Origin of the sequence: Haloferax sp. Atlit-10N (genome assembly GCF_003586325.1) — an archaeon.
GTDB classification, from domain to species: domain Archaea; phylum Halobacteriota; class Halobacteria; order Halobacteriales; family Haloferacaceae; genus Haloferax; species Haloferax prahovense.
This window is the reverse complement of record NZ_PSYX01000005.1, coordinates 98,797-115,891: the sequence shown is the minus strand read 5'-3', so window position 1 is coordinate 115,891 and position 17,095 is coordinate 98,797. Positions and strand designations below refer to the sequence as shown.

16 protein-coding genes are annotated in these 17,095 nt (G+C 68.0%); 8 read left to right on the top strand and 8 right to left on the bottom strand.

Going from position 1 to position 17,095, the window contains the following annotated elements; translation table 11 throughout:
• Positions 1 to 27: 27 nt before the first annotated feature.
• The 7 genes from C5B91_RS15265 to C5B91_RS15235 all read right to left on the bottom strand — a co-directional run bounded on the left by C5B91_RS15265 (position 28) and on the right by C5B91_RS15235 (position 7,854).
• Positions 28 to 1,356 carry an MmgE/PrpD family protein gene (locus C5B91_RS15265; RefSeq protein WP_115819955.1) on the bottom strand — a complete coding sequence of 443 codons (1,329 nt, stop codon included), beginning with the start codon at positions 1,354 to 1,356 and terminating at the stop codon, positions 28 to 30.
• 1 nt (position 1,357) lies between these two features.
• Complete coding sequence (locus tag C5B91_RS15260; RefSeq protein ID WP_008094004.1) at positions 1,358 to 2,062, bottom strand: ABC transporter ATP-binding protein; 705 nt, start codon at positions 2,060 to 2,062, stop codon at positions 1,358 to 1,360.
• Positions 2,055 to 2,846, bottom strand: a complete 792-nt coding sequence (locus C5B91_RS15255) for an ABC transporter ATP-binding protein (protein WP_004978182.1) — start codon at positions 2,844 to 2,846, stop codon at positions 2,055 to 2,057. Before C5B91_RS15255 ends, C5B91_RS15260 begins: the two co-directional genes overlap by 8 nt.
• A complete protein-coding gene (locus tag C5B91_RS15250; RefSeq protein ID WP_008094002.1) occupies positions 2,846 to 3,922 on the bottom strand; it encodes a branched-chain amino acid ABC transporter permease in 1,077 nt (358 codons plus the stop codon). Before C5B91_RS15250 ends, C5B91_RS15255 begins: the two co-directional genes overlap by 1 nt.
• Positions 3,919 to 4,884, bottom strand: coding sequence for a branched-chain amino acid ABC transporter permease (locus C5B91_RS15245; protein WP_004978186.1), 966 nt, complete (start codon positions 4,882 to 4,884; stop codon positions 3,919 to 3,921). Before C5B91_RS15245 ends, C5B91_RS15250 begins: the two co-directional genes overlap by 4 nt.
• 93 nt (positions 4,885 to 4,977) lie before the next feature.
• Entirely contained in the window at positions 4,978 to 6,300 is a 1,323-nt protein-coding gene (locus C5B91_RS15240; RefSeq protein WP_049913466.1) for an ABC transporter substrate-binding protein, read from the bottom strand.
• Between the two features lie 120 nt (positions 6,301 to 6,420).
• Positions 6,421 to 7,854 carry an FAD-dependent oxidoreductase gene (locus C5B91_RS15235; protein WP_115819954.1) on the bottom strand — a complete coding sequence of 478 codons (1,434 nt, stop codon included), beginning with the start codon at positions 7,852 to 7,854 and terminating at the stop codon, positions 6,421 to 6,423.
• Positions 7,855 to 8,104: 250 nt separating this feature from the next.
• Here C5B91_RS15235 and C5B91_RS15230 point away from each other — a divergent pair, with 250 nt between their 5' ends.
• The 8 genes from C5B91_RS15230 (at position 8,105) to C5B91_RS15195 (ending at position 15,774) form a co-directional block, all read left to right on the top strand.
• The gene (locus C5B91_RS15230) at positions 8,105 to 8,506 is read left to right on the top strand and encodes a nuclear transport factor 2 family protein (RefSeq protein ID WP_049968857.1); all 402 of its coding nucleotides are present in this window, start codon (positions 8,105 to 8,107) and stop codon (positions 8,504 to 8,506) included.
• Complete coding sequence (locus tag C5B91_RS15225; protein WP_115819953.1) at positions 8,503 to 9,480, top strand: LLM class flavin-dependent oxidoreductase; 978 nt, start codon at positions 8,503 to 8,505, stop codon at positions 9,478 to 9,480. Before C5B91_RS15230 ends, C5B91_RS15225 begins: the two co-directional genes overlap by 4 nt.
• 66 nt (positions 9,481 to 9,546) lie before the next feature.
• A complete protein-coding gene (locus tag C5B91_RS15220; RefSeq protein WP_008093995.1) occupies positions 9,547 to 10,206 on the top strand; it encodes an isochorismatase family protein in 660 nt (219 codons plus the stop codon).
• Positions 10,203 to 11,603, top strand: a complete 1,401-nt coding sequence (locus C5B91_RS15215; RefSeq protein WP_049968854.1) for a dihydroorotase family protein — start codon at positions 10,203 to 10,205, stop codon at positions 11,601 to 11,603. The genes C5B91_RS15220 and C5B91_RS15215 overlap by 4 nt, the downstream gene beginning before the upstream one ends.
• Positions 11,604 to 11,770: 167 nt before the next feature.
• A complete protein-coding gene (locus tag C5B91_RS15210) occupies positions 11,771 to 12,976 on the top strand; it encodes a CaiB/BaiF CoA-transferase family protein (RefSeq protein WP_004978204.1) in 1,206 nt (401 codons plus the stop codon).
• Positions 12,973 to 13,932, top strand: a complete 960-nt coding sequence (locus C5B91_RS15205) for a hydroxymethylglutaryl-CoA lyase (RefSeq protein WP_115819952.1) — start codon at positions 12,973 to 12,975, stop codon at positions 13,930 to 13,932. The genes C5B91_RS15210 and C5B91_RS15205 overlap by 4 nt, the downstream gene beginning before the upstream one ends.
• Before the next feature lies 1 nt (position 13,933).
• Positions 13,934 to 15,247: a 3-isopropylmalate dehydratase large subunit gene (locus tag C5B91_RS15200; RefSeq protein ID WP_049968852.1), complete on the top strand. Its 1,314-nt coding sequence runs from the start codon at positions 13,934 to 13,936 to the stop codon at positions 15,245 to 15,247.
• Positions 15,244 to 15,774, top strand: a complete 531-nt coding sequence (locus C5B91_RS15195) for a 3-isopropylmalate dehydratase small subunit (protein ID WP_008093989.1) — start codon at positions 15,244 to 15,246, stop codon at positions 15,772 to 15,774. The genes C5B91_RS15200 and C5B91_RS15195 overlap by 4 nt, the downstream gene beginning before the upstream one ends.
• A 100-nt stretch (positions 15,775 to 15,874) precedes the next feature.
• Here the strand turns inward: C5B91_RS15195 and C5B91_RS15190 are convergent, their stop codons facing one another.
• Complete coding sequence (locus C5B91_RS15190; RefSeq protein WP_008093987.1) at positions 15,875 to 17,008, bottom strand: MFS transporter; 1,134 nt, start codon at positions 17,006 to 17,008, stop codon at positions 15,875 to 15,877.
• Positions 17,009 to 17,095: the final 87 nt, after the last annotated feature.

The window sequence follows — 17,095 nt, the reverse complement described above, 5'->3', positions numbered from 1 at the left end:
GGTCTGAATGCGTGGTCGAACGGGTGCTCAGGCCCGAGTGAGGGCGCAGAGCACGCGGGGGGCGGCGGGTTCGGTCGCCGCGGTCCAGAGGCCGTCGACGCCGCCGTCGCCGATGACGGGCGCGACGAGTCGGTCGAACTTTGCTTGGAGTTCCGATTCGGTGAAGGGGTCGCGTTCGCCGCCGCGGGCGGCGCGCACCTCGCGGGCGTACTGCTCGCCGTCGCCCGTCCCGACGGTGACGCGCGCGCCGCGCTCGTCGGGGGCGCGGGCCGCGAACTCCTCGGTGGCGACCACGTCGACGCGTCGGGCGAACCCGAGCGTGGCCTTCGTCAGCGCCTCGTCGGTGAACGCCTCCTTGCCGGTCTCGCCGGCCGTCAGCGCTGAGGCGACGGCGAAGGGGAGGGAGAACTTCGCCTGCAGGGCGTTCTCGGGTGCAGGGTCCGACAGCGCCGCCGCGGCGGGGTACGTCTCGACGGTGACCGATTCGATGTCGGCCGCGTCGACGCCCGCCTCGTCGACGAGAAGCGCCACGGCGTCGAGGGCGGCGTGGGTGTAGCGGCAGGCCGCGTGGACCTTGAAGTAGCCGCGCTCGATTTCCCAGCGCTCGCCGAGTTCGTCGGCGAGGGCGCTCCGGTCGGGGCCGTCCGCGGCCACGGGTTCGAGGTGTCGGACCACGCCGTCGTCGAGGCCGGTGAACCCCGATTCGGCTTGGTCGACCGCGAGGAGCCCCGAGAGGTTGCTCATCCCGACGTAGCCGTTCCTGACGGTCGCGCCCTCGGTGGCCGCCTCGAACCGGGTGTGCTGGGCGTAGTTCGCCGCCATGCGCATCGCGTCGAGCGTCGTCTCGGCGTCGAGGCCGCGGAGCCGGGAGACGGCCGCGGCGGTCCCGACGCCGCCCCAGACGCCGTGGGGGTGGAGGCCGTCGGCGAGCGGGACAACCGCCTCGGCGGCGCGGACCGCCGCCTCGTAGCCGGCGACGAACGCCGTCAGGAACTCGTCGCCGCTGCGGTAGGCCGACTCGCCGTCCGCGAGGAGCGCGGGGAGGACGTGAATGGCGGGGTGGCCGGCCGCGAAGCGGTGGCCCTCGTCGAGTTCGAGGACGCTCCCGGCGGCCGCGTTGACGAACGCGGCGCGGTACGCCGAGGTCCGCTCGCCCGCGGTCCCCATGATGGTCGATTCGCCGCCGTTCTCGTCGGCCCACCGGCGCGCCAGCGCGGCGACCGCGGGGTCCGACGCGCCGCCCAGCACCGCGCCGATGGTGTCGGCGACGACGAGGGACGCGCGGTCGGCGACCGACGCGGGGAGGTCGCCCCGGTCGAGGTCAGACACGAACGACGCGAGCGCTTCGTCGGTCATCTCACACCCCGAGGTACGCCTCGACGACGCCCTCGTCTTCGAGGAGTTCGTCGCCGTCGGCGGTCATGCTGATGCGGCCGTTTTCCATGACGTAGCCCCGGTCGGCCAGCTTGAGCGTCTGCTGGACGTTCTGTTCGACCATGAGGACCGTCATGCCCTGCGCGTGGATGTCCTCGATGACGTCGAACACCTCCTGAACGAGGTGCGGCGCGAGGCCGATGGAGGGCTCGTCGAGGATGAGCAGGTCGGGCTCGCCCATGAGCGCGCGGGCGAGGGTCAGCATCTGCTGTTCCCCGCCGGACATGGTGCCGGCGCGCTGGTTCTTGCGCTCCGCGAGCCGGGGGAACAGCTCCAGCATCTCGTCGAGGTTCTCCTTGCGGTCCGCCTTCGCCTCCTCGGTCTGCGCGCCGAGTAGCAGGTTGTCGATGACGGTCATGTTGGTGAACAGGTCGCGGTTCTCGGGGACCTGCACGATGCCGCGCTCGACGATTTCGTGGGACGCCTTCGAGTGAATCTCCTCGCCGCGGTAGGTTATCTCGCCGCGGCTCGGCGAGAGGATGCCGCAGATGGTGCGCATCGTCGTCGTCTTGCCCGCGCCGTTCGAGCCGATGAGCGCGACGATTTCGCCCTCGTCGACGTGCATGTCGACGCCGTGGAGCACCTCGATGTCGTCGTAGCCCGCGCGGACGCCGCTCAGTTCAAGCATCGACGTCGAACCCCCCGATGTAGGCCTCGATGACGCGGTCGTCTTCGACCACCGTCTCGGGCGCGCCGAAGGCGATGCCCTTCCCTTGGTCCAGCACTTTCACGTAGTCCGAGATGTTCATGATGGCTTTCATGTCGTGTTCGATGATGAGGAGGCTCGTCCCGCGCTCGCGGAGTTGGCGGAACAGGTCGAGCATCTGGTTCGACTCCGACGGGGTGAGCCCCGCCATAATCTCGTCGAGGAGCAGGATTTCCGGCCGCGTCGAGACGGCGCGGGCGAGTTCGAGGCGCTTCTGTGCGCCCACGGTGAGTTCGCCCGCCTCCTCTTCGGCCTTGTCCGCGAGCCCGACGAATTCGAGGGTCTCCATGGCGATTTCGCGCGCCTCGCCCCGGCGGCGGGTGTGGATGTGCGCGCCGACCATCGCGTTCTCGACGACGGTCAGTTCCTCCAGCGGGCGCGTGATTTGGAACGTCCGCGCCAGCCCCGCCCGCGCGATTTTGTGCGCCGGGAGGCCGGAGATGACCTCGCCGTCGAGTCTGACGGTCCCGCTCGTCGGCGGGAACGCCCCGCTGATGCAGTTGAACAGCGTGGTCTTGCCCGCGCCGTTCGGCCCGATGAGGCCGATAATCTCGCCGCGGTTGACGGTCATGTCCACGTCGTCGAGCGCCTGCAGGCCGGAGAAGCGCTTGCCGACGCCCTCGACCGACAGAATCTGCTCGCCGTCGCGGTCGATGTCGGCGTCCGCGTCGTCGACGCTCTGCGCGTTCGTCTCGTCTGCCGACATCACTCGCTCACCTCCTCGTCACCGCGGACGCGCTCCCAGAGCGCGCGCGCCTGGCTCGGCCAACTGACGACGCCGCGCGGCGAGTAGATGACGATGGCCACGAGGAACGCGCCGTAGATGATGCGGTCGAGGCCGTTGATGTCGGAGAACGTCGTCCGCGCGATTTCGCTGACCGGCGTGACGATGAACGAGCCGACGATGGGGCCCAGAAGCGTCCCCGGCCCGCCGACGACGGCGGGGAGGAGCAGTTCGACGTTCTTGAACAGCGCGAACACGGTGTCGGGGCGGATGGTGTTGAAGTACATCGACCAGTAGGCACCGCCGAGGGCGGTGAAGAAGGCGCTGACAGCGACGCCGATGAGCTTGTATCGGAAGCTCGGTACGCCGACGCTGGCGGCGGCCCGCTCGTCCTCGCGGATGGCGAAGAAGTACAGCCCGACCCACGAGTTCTTGATGAGCCACGAGACGAGCGTCACGACGAGCAGGAAGCCGACGATGAGGTAGTAGTACGGCAGGTCGTTCTGGAACTGGAAGGCGACGAGGCCGTACTCCGCGCCGTAGTCCCGCGGGAACGCCTTGAAGTAGCCGTTGGCCCCGCGGAGCTCCGACATGTTGGTGACGACGAAGCGGAGCAGTTCCGCGAACGCGAGCGTCGCCAGCGCGAAGTAGTGGCCCTGCAGTTTGAAGCGGAACGAGAGCGCGCCGATGATGAGCCCGTAGGCCCCGGCCAGCACGCCGCCGACGAGCATTCCGATCCACGGGTTCACCGCGGCGTCGACGACGAGCGCCTGCGTGGCGTACGCGCCGATGCCGAAAAACGCCGCGTGCCCGAAGGAGAACTGCCCGGTGTAGCCGGACATGATGTTCCACGCCTGGGCCGTGTAGGCGTAGATGACCGTGAGGATGAGCACTTTCAGGCTCAACAGCGCCGCGAGTTCCATCCCGGCGACGTCGATTTCGATAATCGTCGGGAGCGCCGCGAGCAGGCCGAACAGCCCGACGCCCTTCACCAGCGGGGCGTACCGCTGGTCGTCGAACGTCCGGTAGCGGTCGCGGACAGTCTCGATGGCGCTCACGCCTCAGCACCTCCGAAGAGGCCCTCGGGCTTGACGAGGAGCGTCCCGATGAAAAGCAGGAAGATGAGCACCTGCGCGGTGGTCCCGGGGAGGTAGTAGCCCCCGAACACCTGAATCATCCCGACGATGAGGCCGCCGACGAACGCGCCGGGGAACGACCCGAGGCCGCCGAGGATGACGATGACGAAGGCGTTGATGAGGTACGTCTCGCCCGTGAAGGGGTCGAACCGCTGGAACAGCGCGATGGAGCCGCCGGCCACGCCGGCCAGCGCCGCGCCGATACCGAAGGTGAGGTAGTTGATTCGGCGGACGTTGATGCCGACGTAGCGCGCGCCGTCGCGGTTGTCGGCCGTGCCGCGAATCTTCCGGCCGAGGTCGGTCCGGTTCAGGAACGCCCGCACGGCGAGCATCGTCCCGAGCGCGATGACGAGCGCGTAGAACTGTCCGAGCGGGATGAAGACGCCGCCGACCTGTATCGACCCGAGCGAGAGTTCGACCTGCTGGGGGTCGGGCGTGAACACGATTTCGATGGCCGACTGGATGATAAAGAGGACGCCCAGCGTGGCGATGAGCTGGTTCTGCTGGGGGGCCTCGATGATGGGTTCGACCGTGAGTACGTGGACGACCACCCCGAGGACGAACAGCACGGCGGCGGCGATGGGGATGCCGAGGAACGGGCTGATACCCGCCATCTCGGAGACCAACCACACCGAGTACATCCCGACGACGAGGAAGACGCCGTGGGCGAAGTTGATGACGTCCATCACGCCGAATATCATGGTCAGTCCGAGCGCCGTCAGCGCGTAGACGCCCCCGAGCAGGAGGCCGAACGCGAGCAACTGCAGGAGGACGGGCTCCAGGTTGGTGATGTCAGTCAGGAACTGTACGAACGGGTCGATGAATCGGCCGAGGCCACCGCCCTGCAGCGGCAGCGGCGCGACCGATGTGACTAGGTGTCCCATGCGGTTTCTACGCTCGGGAATTGTTGGCAACCCCCATAAAAGGTGGCTATCTTTCGGGACGGTTCGTTGACGTGACGGGCGCGAGGGTCGCGGTCAGACCTGTGGGTCGGCCTCCGCGTACTCTTCGGGGTAGACGACCTTGACCGAGAGGTCCTGAACCTGGTTCACCGGGCCGAGCGCGTTGACGTTCTCGCCTTGGTCGTCGAACTCGATAGCGCCCATCGCGGAGATGTGGTCCTCGTAGCTGAGGCTCTTGAGCGCCTCGTTGATGTCGTCGCGCTCGACGCTGCCGGCCTCTTCGACCGCCTGGATGATGACCTCGGCCGCGGTGTAGGCCATCCCGACCGACGCCGAGAATTCTTGGTCGTAGTTGTCGAGGAACTGCGAGCGGACCTCGGCGGTCTTGTCGACCGTCGGGTTCAGCGCGTAGTTGTTGTCCAGCACGCCGTTTGCGAACTCGCCGATGTCGCTGACGGCGTCGTCGTCGGTGAACGTCGCGGACGCGGACGCGGTCAGATACGGCGGCCGGTAGTCTTGGTCCTGCAGCGCCTGCGCGAGCAGGACGCCGCCGGCGACGTACGTCGTGGCGATGATGGTGTCGGGGTCGGCGCTCCGGAGCCGCGACACCTGCGTGTTGGCGTTCGACGCGCCGAACTCGATGGCCGTCTCCTCGACGATTTCGACGTTCTGCTCGGGGAGGAACTCGCGGAGGCTGTCGCGAATCGCCTGCCCGTAGCTGTTGTTGATGTAGAACAGCCCCGCCGTGTCGATGGTGCCGCCGCCGTCGCGGATGACCGACGGCACGAGGTCCGCGTAGTCGCTCGCCAGCCGGCGGGCCGGGGGCTGGGGCCGGTAGACGTAGTTGAAGTCGCGGCCCTGCAGGATGTTGTCCGCCGCCGCGATGGAGATGACGAACGGGACGCCCTGCCGTTCTGCGACCTGCGTCGCCGCCGTCGTCACCGGCGAGGAGTAACAGCCGGTGAGGACGTGCGCGCCCTCGCTGAGCAGTTCCTCGCTGACCTGTCCGCCGAGTTCCTGTGCGCCCTGGTTGTCGCCCTCGATGACGGTCACTTCCGCGCCGTCGAGCGACTCGATGCCGCCCTCCTCGTTTTTCCGCATCGCGGCGAGTTTGATGGCGTTGCTCATCCCGACGCCCGTCGCGGCGAGACTGCCCGAAAGCGGGTGGTTCGAACCGATGATGACCTCGTCGACGGACTGCTCGGGCGTCCCCGTCGTGGTGCCCGTGTCGCCGCCGGACCCGCCCGAGTCACCGCCGGAGTCGCCGCCCGAATCGCCGCCGCCGTTTCCGGCGTCGTCGCTCGCACAGCCGGCTAATGTCAATGCCGCGACGCTCGCACCCGTTGCTTTGAGGAAGCGCCGCCTGTTGCTCGTCGAAGACTTGAGAGTCTTACCCATGGCAATCAATCACGAGGTTGGTGCCAATTGTAATAAATGCTATCGTACTCGTGTTGTCACGTTCCGAAGATATTCCCGCATCGAGCCGGTCGAGTCGGCCGAGTCGGCTGAGTCGGCGCGTCAGTCGAGCGACTCGCGGGCGTGGATGCCGGCGAGGCGGCCGTAGCCGAGCGCGGTCGTCAGCCCGTTGCCGGAGAGGTAGCCGCCCGCGCCGTGGCCGCTGATACCGCAGGCCGTGCCACCACCGGCGTAGAGGTTCTCGACCGTACTCCCGTCGGTTCGGAGGACGCGCCCGTCTTCGTCGACGACGAGCCCGCCCTGCGTGTGAAAGAGCGCGCCGGTGACTTTGGTCCCGTAGAAGGGCGCTTCCAGCGGGTTCGCGCCGTCGACGCGGCCCACCTCGTCCGGTTCGCCCGCCGCGGCGGCCCCGTTGTAGTCGGCGACCGTCTCCGCGGCGCGCTCGCCGTCGGCACCGAGTCGCGCGGCGAGGTCGGCGACCGAGTCGTCGCTGTGGTAGGTCCCCTGCTCGATGGCCTCGTCGAAGTCCTCGAACTGCCCGCGGAGTCGCTCGAAGATGCGCTCGTCGAACAGTTGAATCGCCTGCCCGCCGGGCTGTTTGAGCACCGAGATGGCGAACTCGCTGTACCCCGCGGACTCGTCGCCGAACCGCTCGCCGTCCCGATTCACGAGGATGCCCCCGTTCATCGTGACCGCGTAGGTCGAGAGCATCCCCGTCTGGCTCGCCACCGTCGCGTGGCCCTGATAGGCGTCCATGCAGGCGAGTTCGCCGCCGAGTTCCGCGCCGAAGCGGACGCCGTCGCCGGTGTTGCCGTCAGCGCCGAAGTACAGCGCCCGCTCGATGTCCTCCTCGCAGTAGTCGGTGACCATCTCGCGGTTGCCGGCGAAGCCGTCGGTGGCGAGGATGACCTTCTCGGCTTCGATGGCCTCGTCGTGGCCGAGGCCGGCGACGACGCCCCGGACCGCGCCGTCGTCGGCGACGAGCTGCTTCACGGGTGCGTTCGTCAGGAGTTCGATGTTCGGCGTCGACTCGACGCGCTCGACCAGTTCGGCGACGAGGTTCTCGCCGTTTCGACCCTCCGGTGCGTGCATCCGGTACTCGGAGTGCTTGGGGTACTTGAAGTCGTCCACGACGTGGAGCGTGACGTCCCAGTCGTCGACGAGCCAGTGGATGAGGTTCGTGCTCTCCTCGCAGAGGTACCGCACGCGCTCCTCGTCGGCCTCGTAATCGTTTTTCTCCAAGATGTCGCGGGCCATGTCGGCGGGCGTCTCCTCGATACCCGCCTCGCGCTGGAGTCGCGTCCCCGCTGCGGGAATCATCCCCGTCGAAAGCGAGGTGTTCCCGCCGCACTCGGGCGCTTTCTCCAGCACCGTCACACGAACGTCGGGGTTCTCGCTGGCCGCGAGCGCGGCGACGAGGCCGGTCCCCCCGCCGCCCGCGACGAGCACGTCCGTGTCGATATCCCACTCGATGTCGTCGGCCGAGACGACTTCGGCGACGCCGTCGCTCGGCGTCCGCCGGGCTAGTTCGTCCATGCACTCTGCTAGGTAGACTCTATCGTAAAACTACCGCCTCCGGCGGTGGCGGTCCCAACGAACCTCCCGATTCCGCCGGTCTCAGCGGTGCGTGCGTGAGTAGAATCGCTCGCTGTTGCATCATCGCTTGCTGTTGCATATCGTTCGCCGTTGCGTCGTCCGCTGTCGCTCCGTCTCGGACGTTCAGGAATAACAGATAGTCAGGAATATCGGAGTGAAAAATTATGTGGGTTGAGAACACGCATAGCGCATGGACTCGCCACGAGACATCGTCGAGGAGTTCTTCGACCGGATGGAAGACGACCGCAGAGACACCGTCGGAGACCTGTTCGCCGAGGACGCCGTCATCTCCCTGCCGGGTGCGACCTTCGAGGGACCGACCGCGGCCTACGACTTCCTCGCGCACCTCGAACCGCGGTACGAGTGGGCGGCCAAGGAGTTCGACCGCTGGATAGAGGCGGGCGACACCGTCGTGAGCACGGGGTCGCTCTACGGCGTCGACAACGACGGTGAGGAGTTCTCGGACGTTCGCTACGTCGATATCTACGTCGTCCGCCGGGGCCTCATCGAGCGTCTCGACATCTGGAACGACCTCGCCGTCGACGGCGTCGTCCCGGTCGAGGACGCGGCCGCAGTCCCGGCGGAGGAATGAGCGACCGAACCGCGGTTCTGTTCGCGCTCCGCGACGACCCCTCGCTCGTCGTCCGAGCCGAGGAACTCGGCTACGAGTCGGCGTGGGCCGCCGAGGGGCAGGGAAAAACCGCCTTCGGAAAGCTCGAACGCTGGGCCGTCCACACCGACGAAATCGGCCTCGCGACGGGCATCGTCAACGTGTTCTCGCGGACGCCGGCGGCGCTCGCGGCGGCCGCGGCGACCCTCGACGACCACTCGGACGGCCGCACGATTCTCGGCCTCGGCGTCGCCCACCCCGGCGTCGTCGAGACGTTCCACGGCGTCCCCTTCGACCGCCCGCTGTCGCGCCTCCACGAGTACGTCGAACTCGTGCGGCGCTACCTCCGCGGCGACGCCGACTCCTTCGACGGGGAGTTCTTCTCGCCCGAGCGCACGAGTTTCTGGGACGCGTTCGAACCCGTCCGCGAGGAGATACCCATCTACAACGGCGCGCTCGGGCCGGCGAACGTCCGACTCACCGGGCAGGTCGCCGACGGCTGGCTCCCGAACCTCTACCCCCGCCCGCAGTTCGAGGAGGCGCTGGAGTGGCTCGACACCGGGGCCGCCCGCGCCGGGCGCGACCGGAGCGACGTGGACGTGGCGATGTACGTCCTCACCGCCGTCCACGACGACCCCGACGAGGCGCGCCGGGCGGCGGCCGAACACGTCGCCTACTACCTGCGGGACGTGCCGGGCTACTACGACCGCGCGGCCGAGCAGGCCGGCTTCGGCGACGAGGTCGAGGCGGTCCGCGCCGCGCCGACGACCGAGGCGGGGGCGCGCGAACTCTCGGCCGACTTCCTCGACCTCGTGGCGCTCGTCGGCACGCCCGACGACGTGCGGGGGCGACTCGCCGAACTCCGCGAGATGGGCGTCGACCTGCCGGTCGTCCGCGCGCCCGCCGGCGTCGACCGCGAGTGGGTGGCGCGGACGCTGGAGGTGTTCGCCCCGTAACATGACCCCGGCGAACCGTGCCGTACTTTTATGCTGGATGCCACCGCATCTCAGGCGAAGCGAGTCATGACAGACCGTATCTGGGAGGACCTGCTATCTGAACAGGATAAACAGGTCATCACGAAGGCTGGTTACGACAAGGAGGGCGCCTCGTCGTGGGAGTCCCGCGGCATGGGCGAGAACCCGATGGTTCTCGTCATCGACATGCAGCGGCTCATCGTCGGCGAGAACGTCCCCATCCTCGAGGCTATCGAGGAGTACCGCACCGCGATGGGCGACATCGCGTGGGACGCCATCGAGCACATCGACCCGTTCCTCGATTTCGCGCGGGAACAGGGGCTTCCGGTGACGTACACGCGGGTCGTCCCGTCGAGCTACGACGACCCCGACCACCCCGACCTCGACATCGTCGACCCGGTCGCGCCCGAGGAGGGCGACACCGTCGTCGACAAGTCCTACGCGTCGGCGTTCTACGGGACCGACCTGCTCTCGCGGCTCGTCCGCGGCGGCCACGACTCGGTCATCATCGTCGGCAACTCCACGAGCGGGTGCGTCCGGGCCACCGCGGTCGACGCCAAGCAGAACGGCTTCAGCGTCGTCCTGCCGCAGGAGTGCATCTTCGACCGCATCGAGGCGTCGCACAAAATCGGCCTCCTCGACCTGTGGATGAAGTACGCCGAGGTGCTCGAGACCGAGGCGGTCGAAGAGTGGGTCGAGACGCTATGACCCACGACCTCGTCATCTCGAACGGCACCGTCGTCACCCCCGAACACGGCACCTTCGAAGCCGACGTCGCGGCCGACGGCGAGACCATCTCCGCCATCGCCGCGCCCGGGACGCTCTCGGGCGAGACGGAAATCGACGCGACGGGCAAGCACGTGCTTCCGGGCGCAATCGACCCGCACACCCACCACGGCATCTACCGCGGGCTGGAGGCGGACGCCGAGTCCGAGTCCAAGTCCGACCTCGTCGGCGGCGTGACCACCATCGGGAACTACTTCCGCCGGGCCGGGGCCTACGAGGAAATCATGCCGGGCTACTTCGACGAGGCGGAGCCGAACTACTACCACGATTACTTCTTCTCGCTCGGCCTGCTCTCGATGGAGCACGTCGAGGAGATACCCGCCATCATCGAGGAGTTCGGCATCACGACGTTCAAGTGGTACATGAACTACAAGGACGCCGCCCGCGAGAAGTTCGGCGTCGACTGCGACATGCACGACGACTTCGGCGACGCCTTCATCCGGAAACTCGCCGAACAGGACGTGCCGACCACGCTCGGCTACCACTCCGAGAACGTCGAAATCACGAACGCGCTCGCCGGCGGCAACGTCTACGTCACCTCCGAGTCCGACGACACCGACGCCGACGCCGACGAGGGCTACGAGGTGATGGTCGAGGAGTTCCCCGGCTACGCCGAGACCCAGAGCATGGTCGCCGGGGCCGCGCTCGCCAAGGTCCACGGCTACGACGACCGTTTTTACGCGGTCCACATCTCTGCCGGGGGGACCGCCGACGAACTCGCCGCGCTCCACGACGCGGGCTACCGGGCGTGGGGCGAGACGTGCATCCACTACCTCGCGCTCACCACCGAGGAGTGCGACGAGCGCATGAAAGTCAACCCGCCGGTCCGGTCGAAAGCCGACCAAGAGACGCTCTGGGAGCGCCTCGCCGACGGCACTATCTCGACTATCGGCACCGACCACTGCGCCAACCTCGCGGAGAACAAGTTCGGCGAGGGCATCCGCGACAGCCTGCTCGGGTTCCCCTCGACGCCGGTGATGCTCCCGCTCATCCTCTCGGAAGGTGTCAACGAAGGCCGCATCTCGCTCGAACGCGCCGTCGAGGTGACGAGCACCAACGCGGCGAAGGCGTTCAACTGCTACCCGAAGAAAGGCACGGTCAGAGTCGGGAGCGACGCCGACCTCGTCGTCGTCGACCTCGACGAGACGAAGACGGTCACGCCGGAACTGTTACACAGCGTCAGCGGCTATTCCCCCTACGAGGGTCGAGACGTCACCGGCTGGCCGACCCAGACCGTCGTGAAGGGCGAACTCGCCTACGACGACGGCGAGATAGTCGGCACGAAGGGCCACGGCACTCACATCGACCGGCCGGTGTGAACCGGCCGCGGCGACCGAAAAGGGAGTCGACGACGCTGACTGACCGGCCACGCGGGAGCCCGGGGCGCGCGGCCCGACCTGCCGCACAGACGACCGGGCACGCGGACACGCACACGCACCACCTGACGACCACCACACGCGACACAGAACGAGAAGACACACACGACATGACGAACGACACGAACGGACCACTCGACGGCCTCGTCGTCCTCGAAGCCGGGTCGATGATATCCGGCCCGACCGTCGGCCGCTTCATGGCCGACTTCGGGGCGACGGTCATCAAAATCGAACACCCGGCGTTCGGCGACCACATCCGCCGCTTCGGCCCACAGAAAGACGGCGTCGGCCTCTGGCACAAGTACCTCTCGCGGAACAAGCAGTCTATCACCCTGAACATCTCCACCGAGGAGGGCGCGGCGGTGTTCGAGGACCTCGTGAGCGAGGCCGACCTCCTCATCGAGAACTTCCGACCCGGCACGCTCGAACGCTGGGGCGTCGGCTGGGAGCGACTCTCAGATGTCAACGACGACCTCGTGATGCTCCGGATGTCCGGCTTCGGCCAAACCGGCCCGTATTCCGAGCGCCCCGGCTTCGGGACGCTCGCGGAGGCGATGTCCGGCTTTGCCTACCTCAACGGCTTCCCTGACTCACCCCCGCTGCTCCCGCCGACCGGCCTCGCCGACAACATCGCGGCGCTGTTTTCGACGTTCGCGGTGATGTTCGCGCTCTACCACCGCGACGTCCACGGCGGCGGCGGTCAGTACATCGACACGAGCCTCATCGAACCCATCTTCGGCCTGCTCGGCCCGCAACCGCTCCGCTACGACCAACTCGGCGAAATCGAGTCGCGGTCGGGTAACCGCTCGACCTCGTCGGCCCCGCGGAACGTCTACCGGACGGGCGACGACCGCTGGGTCGCCATCTCCGCGAGCGCGCAACCACTCGCGGAACGGACCTTCGACGCCATCGACCGGCCCGACCTGAAGGACGACCCGCGCTTCGAGACCAACGAGGACCGACTGGAGCACGTCGACGAACTCGACGCCATCATCCAAGGCTGGATGGACGACCACAGCCGCGAGGAGGTGCTCGCGGCGTTCGAGGAGGCCGACGCGACGCTCGCGCCGGTGTACAACGTCGAGGACATCCTCAACGACGAGCACTACGCGGCGCGCGAGGCGTTCCTGACGGTCGACGACCCGGACCTCGGCGAGGCGGTCGTGCAGAACGCCTTCCCGAAGTTCTCGGAGACGCCGGGTCGGGTCGACCACCTCGGCCCGTCGCTCGGCGAACACAACGACGCGGTCTACCGCGACCGACTCGGCTACGACGAGTCGGTGCTTTCGGACCTCGAGGCGGAGGACGTGATATGAGCCTCCTCGACTCGCTTCCGGAGCGCGTCCACGTCGTCGAGATGCTGCCCCGCGACGGGTTCCAGCGCCTCGACGAGTTCGTCCCGACCGACGAGAAAGTCGAGATAATCGACGCCCTCTCGGACACCGGCGTGGACGAAATCGAGATTTCCTCGTTCACCCACCCGAAGGCCGTCCCGACCCTGCGGGACGCCGACGAGGTGGCGAAGCGCATCACCCGCCGCGACGGCGTGACCTACCGGGCGCTCGTCCCCAACCTCCGGGGCATGGAGCGCGCCGTCGAGGCCGAGGTGGACAAGGTGAACGCGCTCGTCACGGTGAGCGAGACCTACACGAGGAAAAACCAGAACCGCACCCGCGAGGAGGTGCTCGCGGAGATGGACGACATCGTCGAACTCGCCCACGACCACGGTATCGAGGTCGAAGCCGGGATGGGAACGAGCTTCTACTGCCCCTACGAAGGCGCAATCGACCCGACGGAGACGCTCGCGGTCGTCGACAGCGTCGTCGACTCCGGCGTCGACGAGGTGACGCTGGCGACGACGATGGGCCTCGCCAACCCGGTCGAAATCACGGAGCGCTTCACCGCCGCGTTCGAGGCCCACCCCGGCCTCGACATGGGCCTGCACCTCCACGACACGAACGGGATGAGCCTCGCCAACACGCTGGCCGCGATGGCCGTCGGCGTCGACCGCTTCGACGCCTCGGTCTGCGGCCTCGGCGGCGGCGTCGTCCTCCCCGGCGACATGTCCGGCGTCGGCAACACGCCGACCGAGGACCTCGTCCAGATGCTCGAACGCATGGGCGTCGGTCACGGGGTCGATTTCGGCCGCATCGAGGCGGCCGCCCACGACGTGTCCGACCGACTGGGCCTCGGTCTGACGAGTCACGTCCTCGCCGGCGGCACGGTCGAGGGCGTCCTCGACACCGTCGCGGCCGACGGGGAGGAGGACTGAGATGTCCGGAAAAACTCTCGCGGAGAAACTGCTTTCGGCGAAGTCCGGCACCGACGCCCGCGCCGGCGACTACGTCGAAGCCGACGTGGACGTGGCGATGGCCCACGACATCACCGGGCCGCTCGCGTTCCAGACGTTCGACGAGGTGACGGGCGACGACGGCGAACTGTTCGCGCCCGACCGGACCGTCTTCACCATCGACCACCACGCCCCCGCGGACGGGGTGCAGGCCGCGAACAACCACAACGCAGTCCGCGAGTTCGCGGCGAAACACGGCGCGCACCAGTTCGACGTGGGCGACGGCATCTGCCACGCCGTCCTCGTCGAGGAGGGGTTCGTCGGTCCCGGCGACCTCGTCATCGGTGCGGACTCTCACTCGACGACCTACGGCGGTATCGGCGCGTTCGGGACCGGCGTCGGCTCGACCGACCTCGGGACCGCGCTCGCGACGGGCGAACTCTGGTTCCGCGTCCCGAAGACGCTGCGCTTCGAGGTCGACGGCGACCTCCAGGACGGCGTCTACGCGAAGGACCTCATCCTGCGTTTCATCGGCGACGTGGGCTTCGACGGCTGTACCTACATGGCCGCCGAGTACGCCGGGAGTACCATCGAGTCGCTCCCGATTCACGAGCGCCTCGTCCTGTCGAACATGGCAATCGAGATGGGCGGCAAGACGGGCCTCGTCGCGCCCGACGAGCGGACCGAGGCGTACCTCGAACGCCAGACCGGCACCGAAATCGACCTCGACGACGCGTTCGTCTCCGACGACGACGCCGACTACGAGGCGGTCCACAGCTACGACGCGGCCGCCCTCGCCCCGCAGGTCTCGAAGCCGTCGAACCCCGAGAACGCGGTCGACGTGACCGAGGTCGCGGGCACCGAAATCGACCAGCTGTTCGTCGGCACCTGCACGAACGGCCGGTACGAAGACATCAAAATCGTCGCGGACATCCTCGCGGGCGAGACCATCGCCCCGAACGTCCGGATGGTCGTCGTCCCCGCCTCGAAGTCCGTCTACCAGCATATGCTCCAGACGGGCGTCTTCCAGACGCTCACCGACGCCGGCGCGGTCATCCAGAGCGCCGGCTGTGGCCCCTGTGCGGGCTACCATCAGGGCGTCCTCGGCGACGGCGACGTCTGTCTCGCCACGGCGAACCGGAACTTCCCCGGCCGCGAGGGGTCGATGGAGTCGTCGGTCTACCTGTCGAGTCCGGCGACCGTCGGCGCGAGCGCGCTGTACGGCGAAATCACGGACCCCCGCGAGGTCGAGACGAAACGCTACGACGACACGGTCTTCGCGGAGGTGCTGCCATGACGGACGCGTTCGCCGGCGACGGCGGCCGCCCGGACCCCGCCGAACCCGGTCGCGCGTGGGTCTTCGGCGACAACATCGACACCGACCAGATAACGCCGTCGCGATTCATCGTCTCGTCGGACCCCGACGAACTCGCCACCCACGCCTTCGAGGACCTCAGACCCGAGTTCTCCGAGTCGGTCGAGCCCGGTGACTTCGTCGTCGCCGGCGAGAACTTCGGCAGCGGGTCGTCGCGGGAGCACTCGCCGCTGTCGCTCGTCGGCGCGGGCGTCTCGGCGGTCGTCGCGCAGTCGTTCGCGCGCATCTTCTTCCGCAACGCCATCAACCTCGGCCTGCCGGTGCTCATCTGCCCCGGCGCGGACGTCATCGAGGACGGCGACGAGATTCACGTCGACCTCGACGCGGGCGTCGTGACGAACCACACGCGAGACGAAACCTACGAGGCGGAGGCGCTCCCCGAGTTCCTCCAGTCGCTCGTCGAACAGGGGGGATTGAAAGCCTACACGAAGGCGAAACTCGACCGCTGAGCGAGCACTCGGCTCACGTCATCGCTTCCGCCGCACCGACCGACGACCGCACAGAGACACCCGAGAACGCCGTTCCGATGCGGTTTTCGCTTTCTGCTTTTCACCGCTTCCGCGCGTCCCAGTAGAGGAGGCCGGCTGAGACGACGAGACAGACCGCGAGCCCCGCGAACGCGGCGACGTAGCTCGCGTAGGTGGCGACGATGCCGACGTACGCCGGTCCAATCGCGTTCGCACCGAGGAACAGCGCCCGCGCGGCCCCAAGGTCGGCTCCGCGGTCGGCGTCGGGCGCGTTGTCCATGATGATGGCGTCCGCGAGGGGGAACTCCGTCTTGTAGCCGGCCGCGAGCGCGACGACGGAGACGTAGATGAGCGGGCGCGCCTCCACGGCCGAGAGGACGGCGAGCGCCCCCGCGGCGACGAGCATCCCGACGACAGCGATTGACTCGCGGCGGAACCGGTCGCTCAGGCCGCCGGCGACGGGTTTGATGGTGATGCCGACGGCGAAGACGATGGCGAACGTCGCGCTCGCCAACTGCTGGTCGAAACCTTTCGCCTCGATGAGGTAGGTCGGAAAGAAGTTGATGAAGCCGCCGACCATGAAGTAAAACAGCCCGAACGCGAGGAGCGTCCGGCGCTGTTCGGCGCTGGCGAAGAGGCGTCGGAGCGTGCCCGAGACGTGGAGTTCGGGCGACCCCACGGCGTAGCCGTCTCTCGACCAGAGCGCGTAGAGGAGGGTGAGCCCCGCGAGGGCGACGGCGACCGGGAGGAACGGCGTCCGCCACGTGGCGTAGGTCAGCGCGAGGATGGCGAGCCCCGACGAAACGAGGCCGCCGAGGTCGGTCCCGGCGGCGTAGAGGCCGAGGGCCCGGCCGCGGCGTTCGACGAACAGGTCCGACAGGAGCGCCCGCGAGGGGATGGCGAACAGCCCCTTCCCGAGTCCCGTGATGACCGCGGCGGCGACGAAGCCCGCGAGACCGCCCGCGAGGCCGAACGTGGCGAACCCGAGGACGAGGATACCGAGTCCGGGGACGATGAGCGTCGTCCGGGTCCATCGGTCGGAGTACTCGCCGCCGGGGTACTGGGTGATGGCGTAGACGCCCTGAAACAGCGCCAGCGCGATACCGGCGGTCGCCTCCGTTATCTGTAGCTCCTCGATGATAGTCGGCAGCAGCGGCGACAAGAGAAACCGACCCGTCTGGAGGACCGCCCACGCTAGCGACACGGTGACTAACATCCGACCCGGGTAGCCCGCAAGCAAGCGCTCGTCGGATGTCGGCTGTTGGTTCACACCCTCCGTACACCGACCTGCTACCAATGGGTT

Excerpts from the sequence above, each read along its gene's own strand:
- C5B91_RS15220 (WP_008093995.1), top strand. The coding sequence starts at position 9,547 with ATGACAGACCGTATCTGGGAGGACCTGCTATCTGAACAGGATAAACAG.
- C5B91_RS15205 (WP_115819952.1), top strand. The coding sequence starts at position 12,973 with ATGAGCCTCCTCGACTCGCTTCCGGAGCGCGTCCACGTCGTCGAGATG.
- C5B91_RS15195 (WP_008093989.1), top strand. The coding sequence starts at position 15,244 with ATGACGGACGCGTTCGCCGGCGACGGCGGCCGCCCGGACCCCGCCGAA.
- C5B91_RS15210 (WP_004978204.1), top strand. The coding sequence starts at position 11,771 with ATGACGAACGACACGAACGGACCACTCGACGGCCTCGTCGTCCTCGAA.
- C5B91_RS15215 (WP_049968854.1), top strand. The coding sequence starts at position 10,203 with ATGACCCACGACCTCGTCATCTCGAACGGCACCGTCGTCACCCCCGAA.
- C5B91_RS15190 (WP_008093987.1), bottom strand. The coding sequence starts at position 17,008 with ATGTTAGTCACCGTGTCGCTAGCGTGGGCGGTCCTCCAGACGGGTCGG.
- C5B91_RS15260 (WP_008094004.1), bottom strand. The coding sequence starts at position 2,062 with ATGCTTGAACTGAGCGGCGTCCGCGCGGGCTACGACGACATCGAGGTG.
- C5B91_RS15255 (WP_004978182.1), bottom strand. The coding sequence starts at position 2,846 with ATGTCGGCAGACGAGACGAACGCGCAGAGCGTCGACGACGCGGACGCC.
- C5B91_RS15265 (WP_115819955.1), bottom strand. The coding sequence starts at position 1,356 with ATGACCGACGAAGCGCTCGCGTCGTTCGTGTCTGACCTCGACCGGGGC.
- C5B91_RS15240 (WP_049913466.1), bottom strand. The coding sequence starts at position 6,300 with ATGGGTAAGACTCTCAAGTCTTCGACGAGCAACAGGCGGCGCTTCCTC.
- C5B91_RS15230 (WP_049968857.1), top strand. The coding sequence starts at position 8,105 with ATGGACTCGCCACGAGACATCGTCGAGGAGTTCTTCGACCGGATGGAA.
- C5B91_RS15235 (WP_115819954.1), bottom strand. The coding sequence starts at position 7,854 with ATGGACGAACTAGCCCGGCGGACGCCGAGCGACGGCGTCGCCGAAGTC.
- C5B91_RS15225 (WP_115819953.1), top strand. The coding sequence starts at position 8,503 with ATGAGCGACCGAACCGCGGTTCTGTTCGCGCTCCGCGACGACCCCTCG.
- C5B91_RS15245 (WP_004978186.1), bottom strand. The coding sequence starts at position 4,884 with ATGGGACACCTAGTCACATCGGTCGCGCCGCTGCCGCTGCAGGGCGGT.
- C5B91_RS15200 (WP_049968852.1), top strand. The coding sequence starts at position 13,934 with ATGTCCGGAAAAACTCTCGCGGAGAAACTGCTTTCGGCGAAGTCCGGC.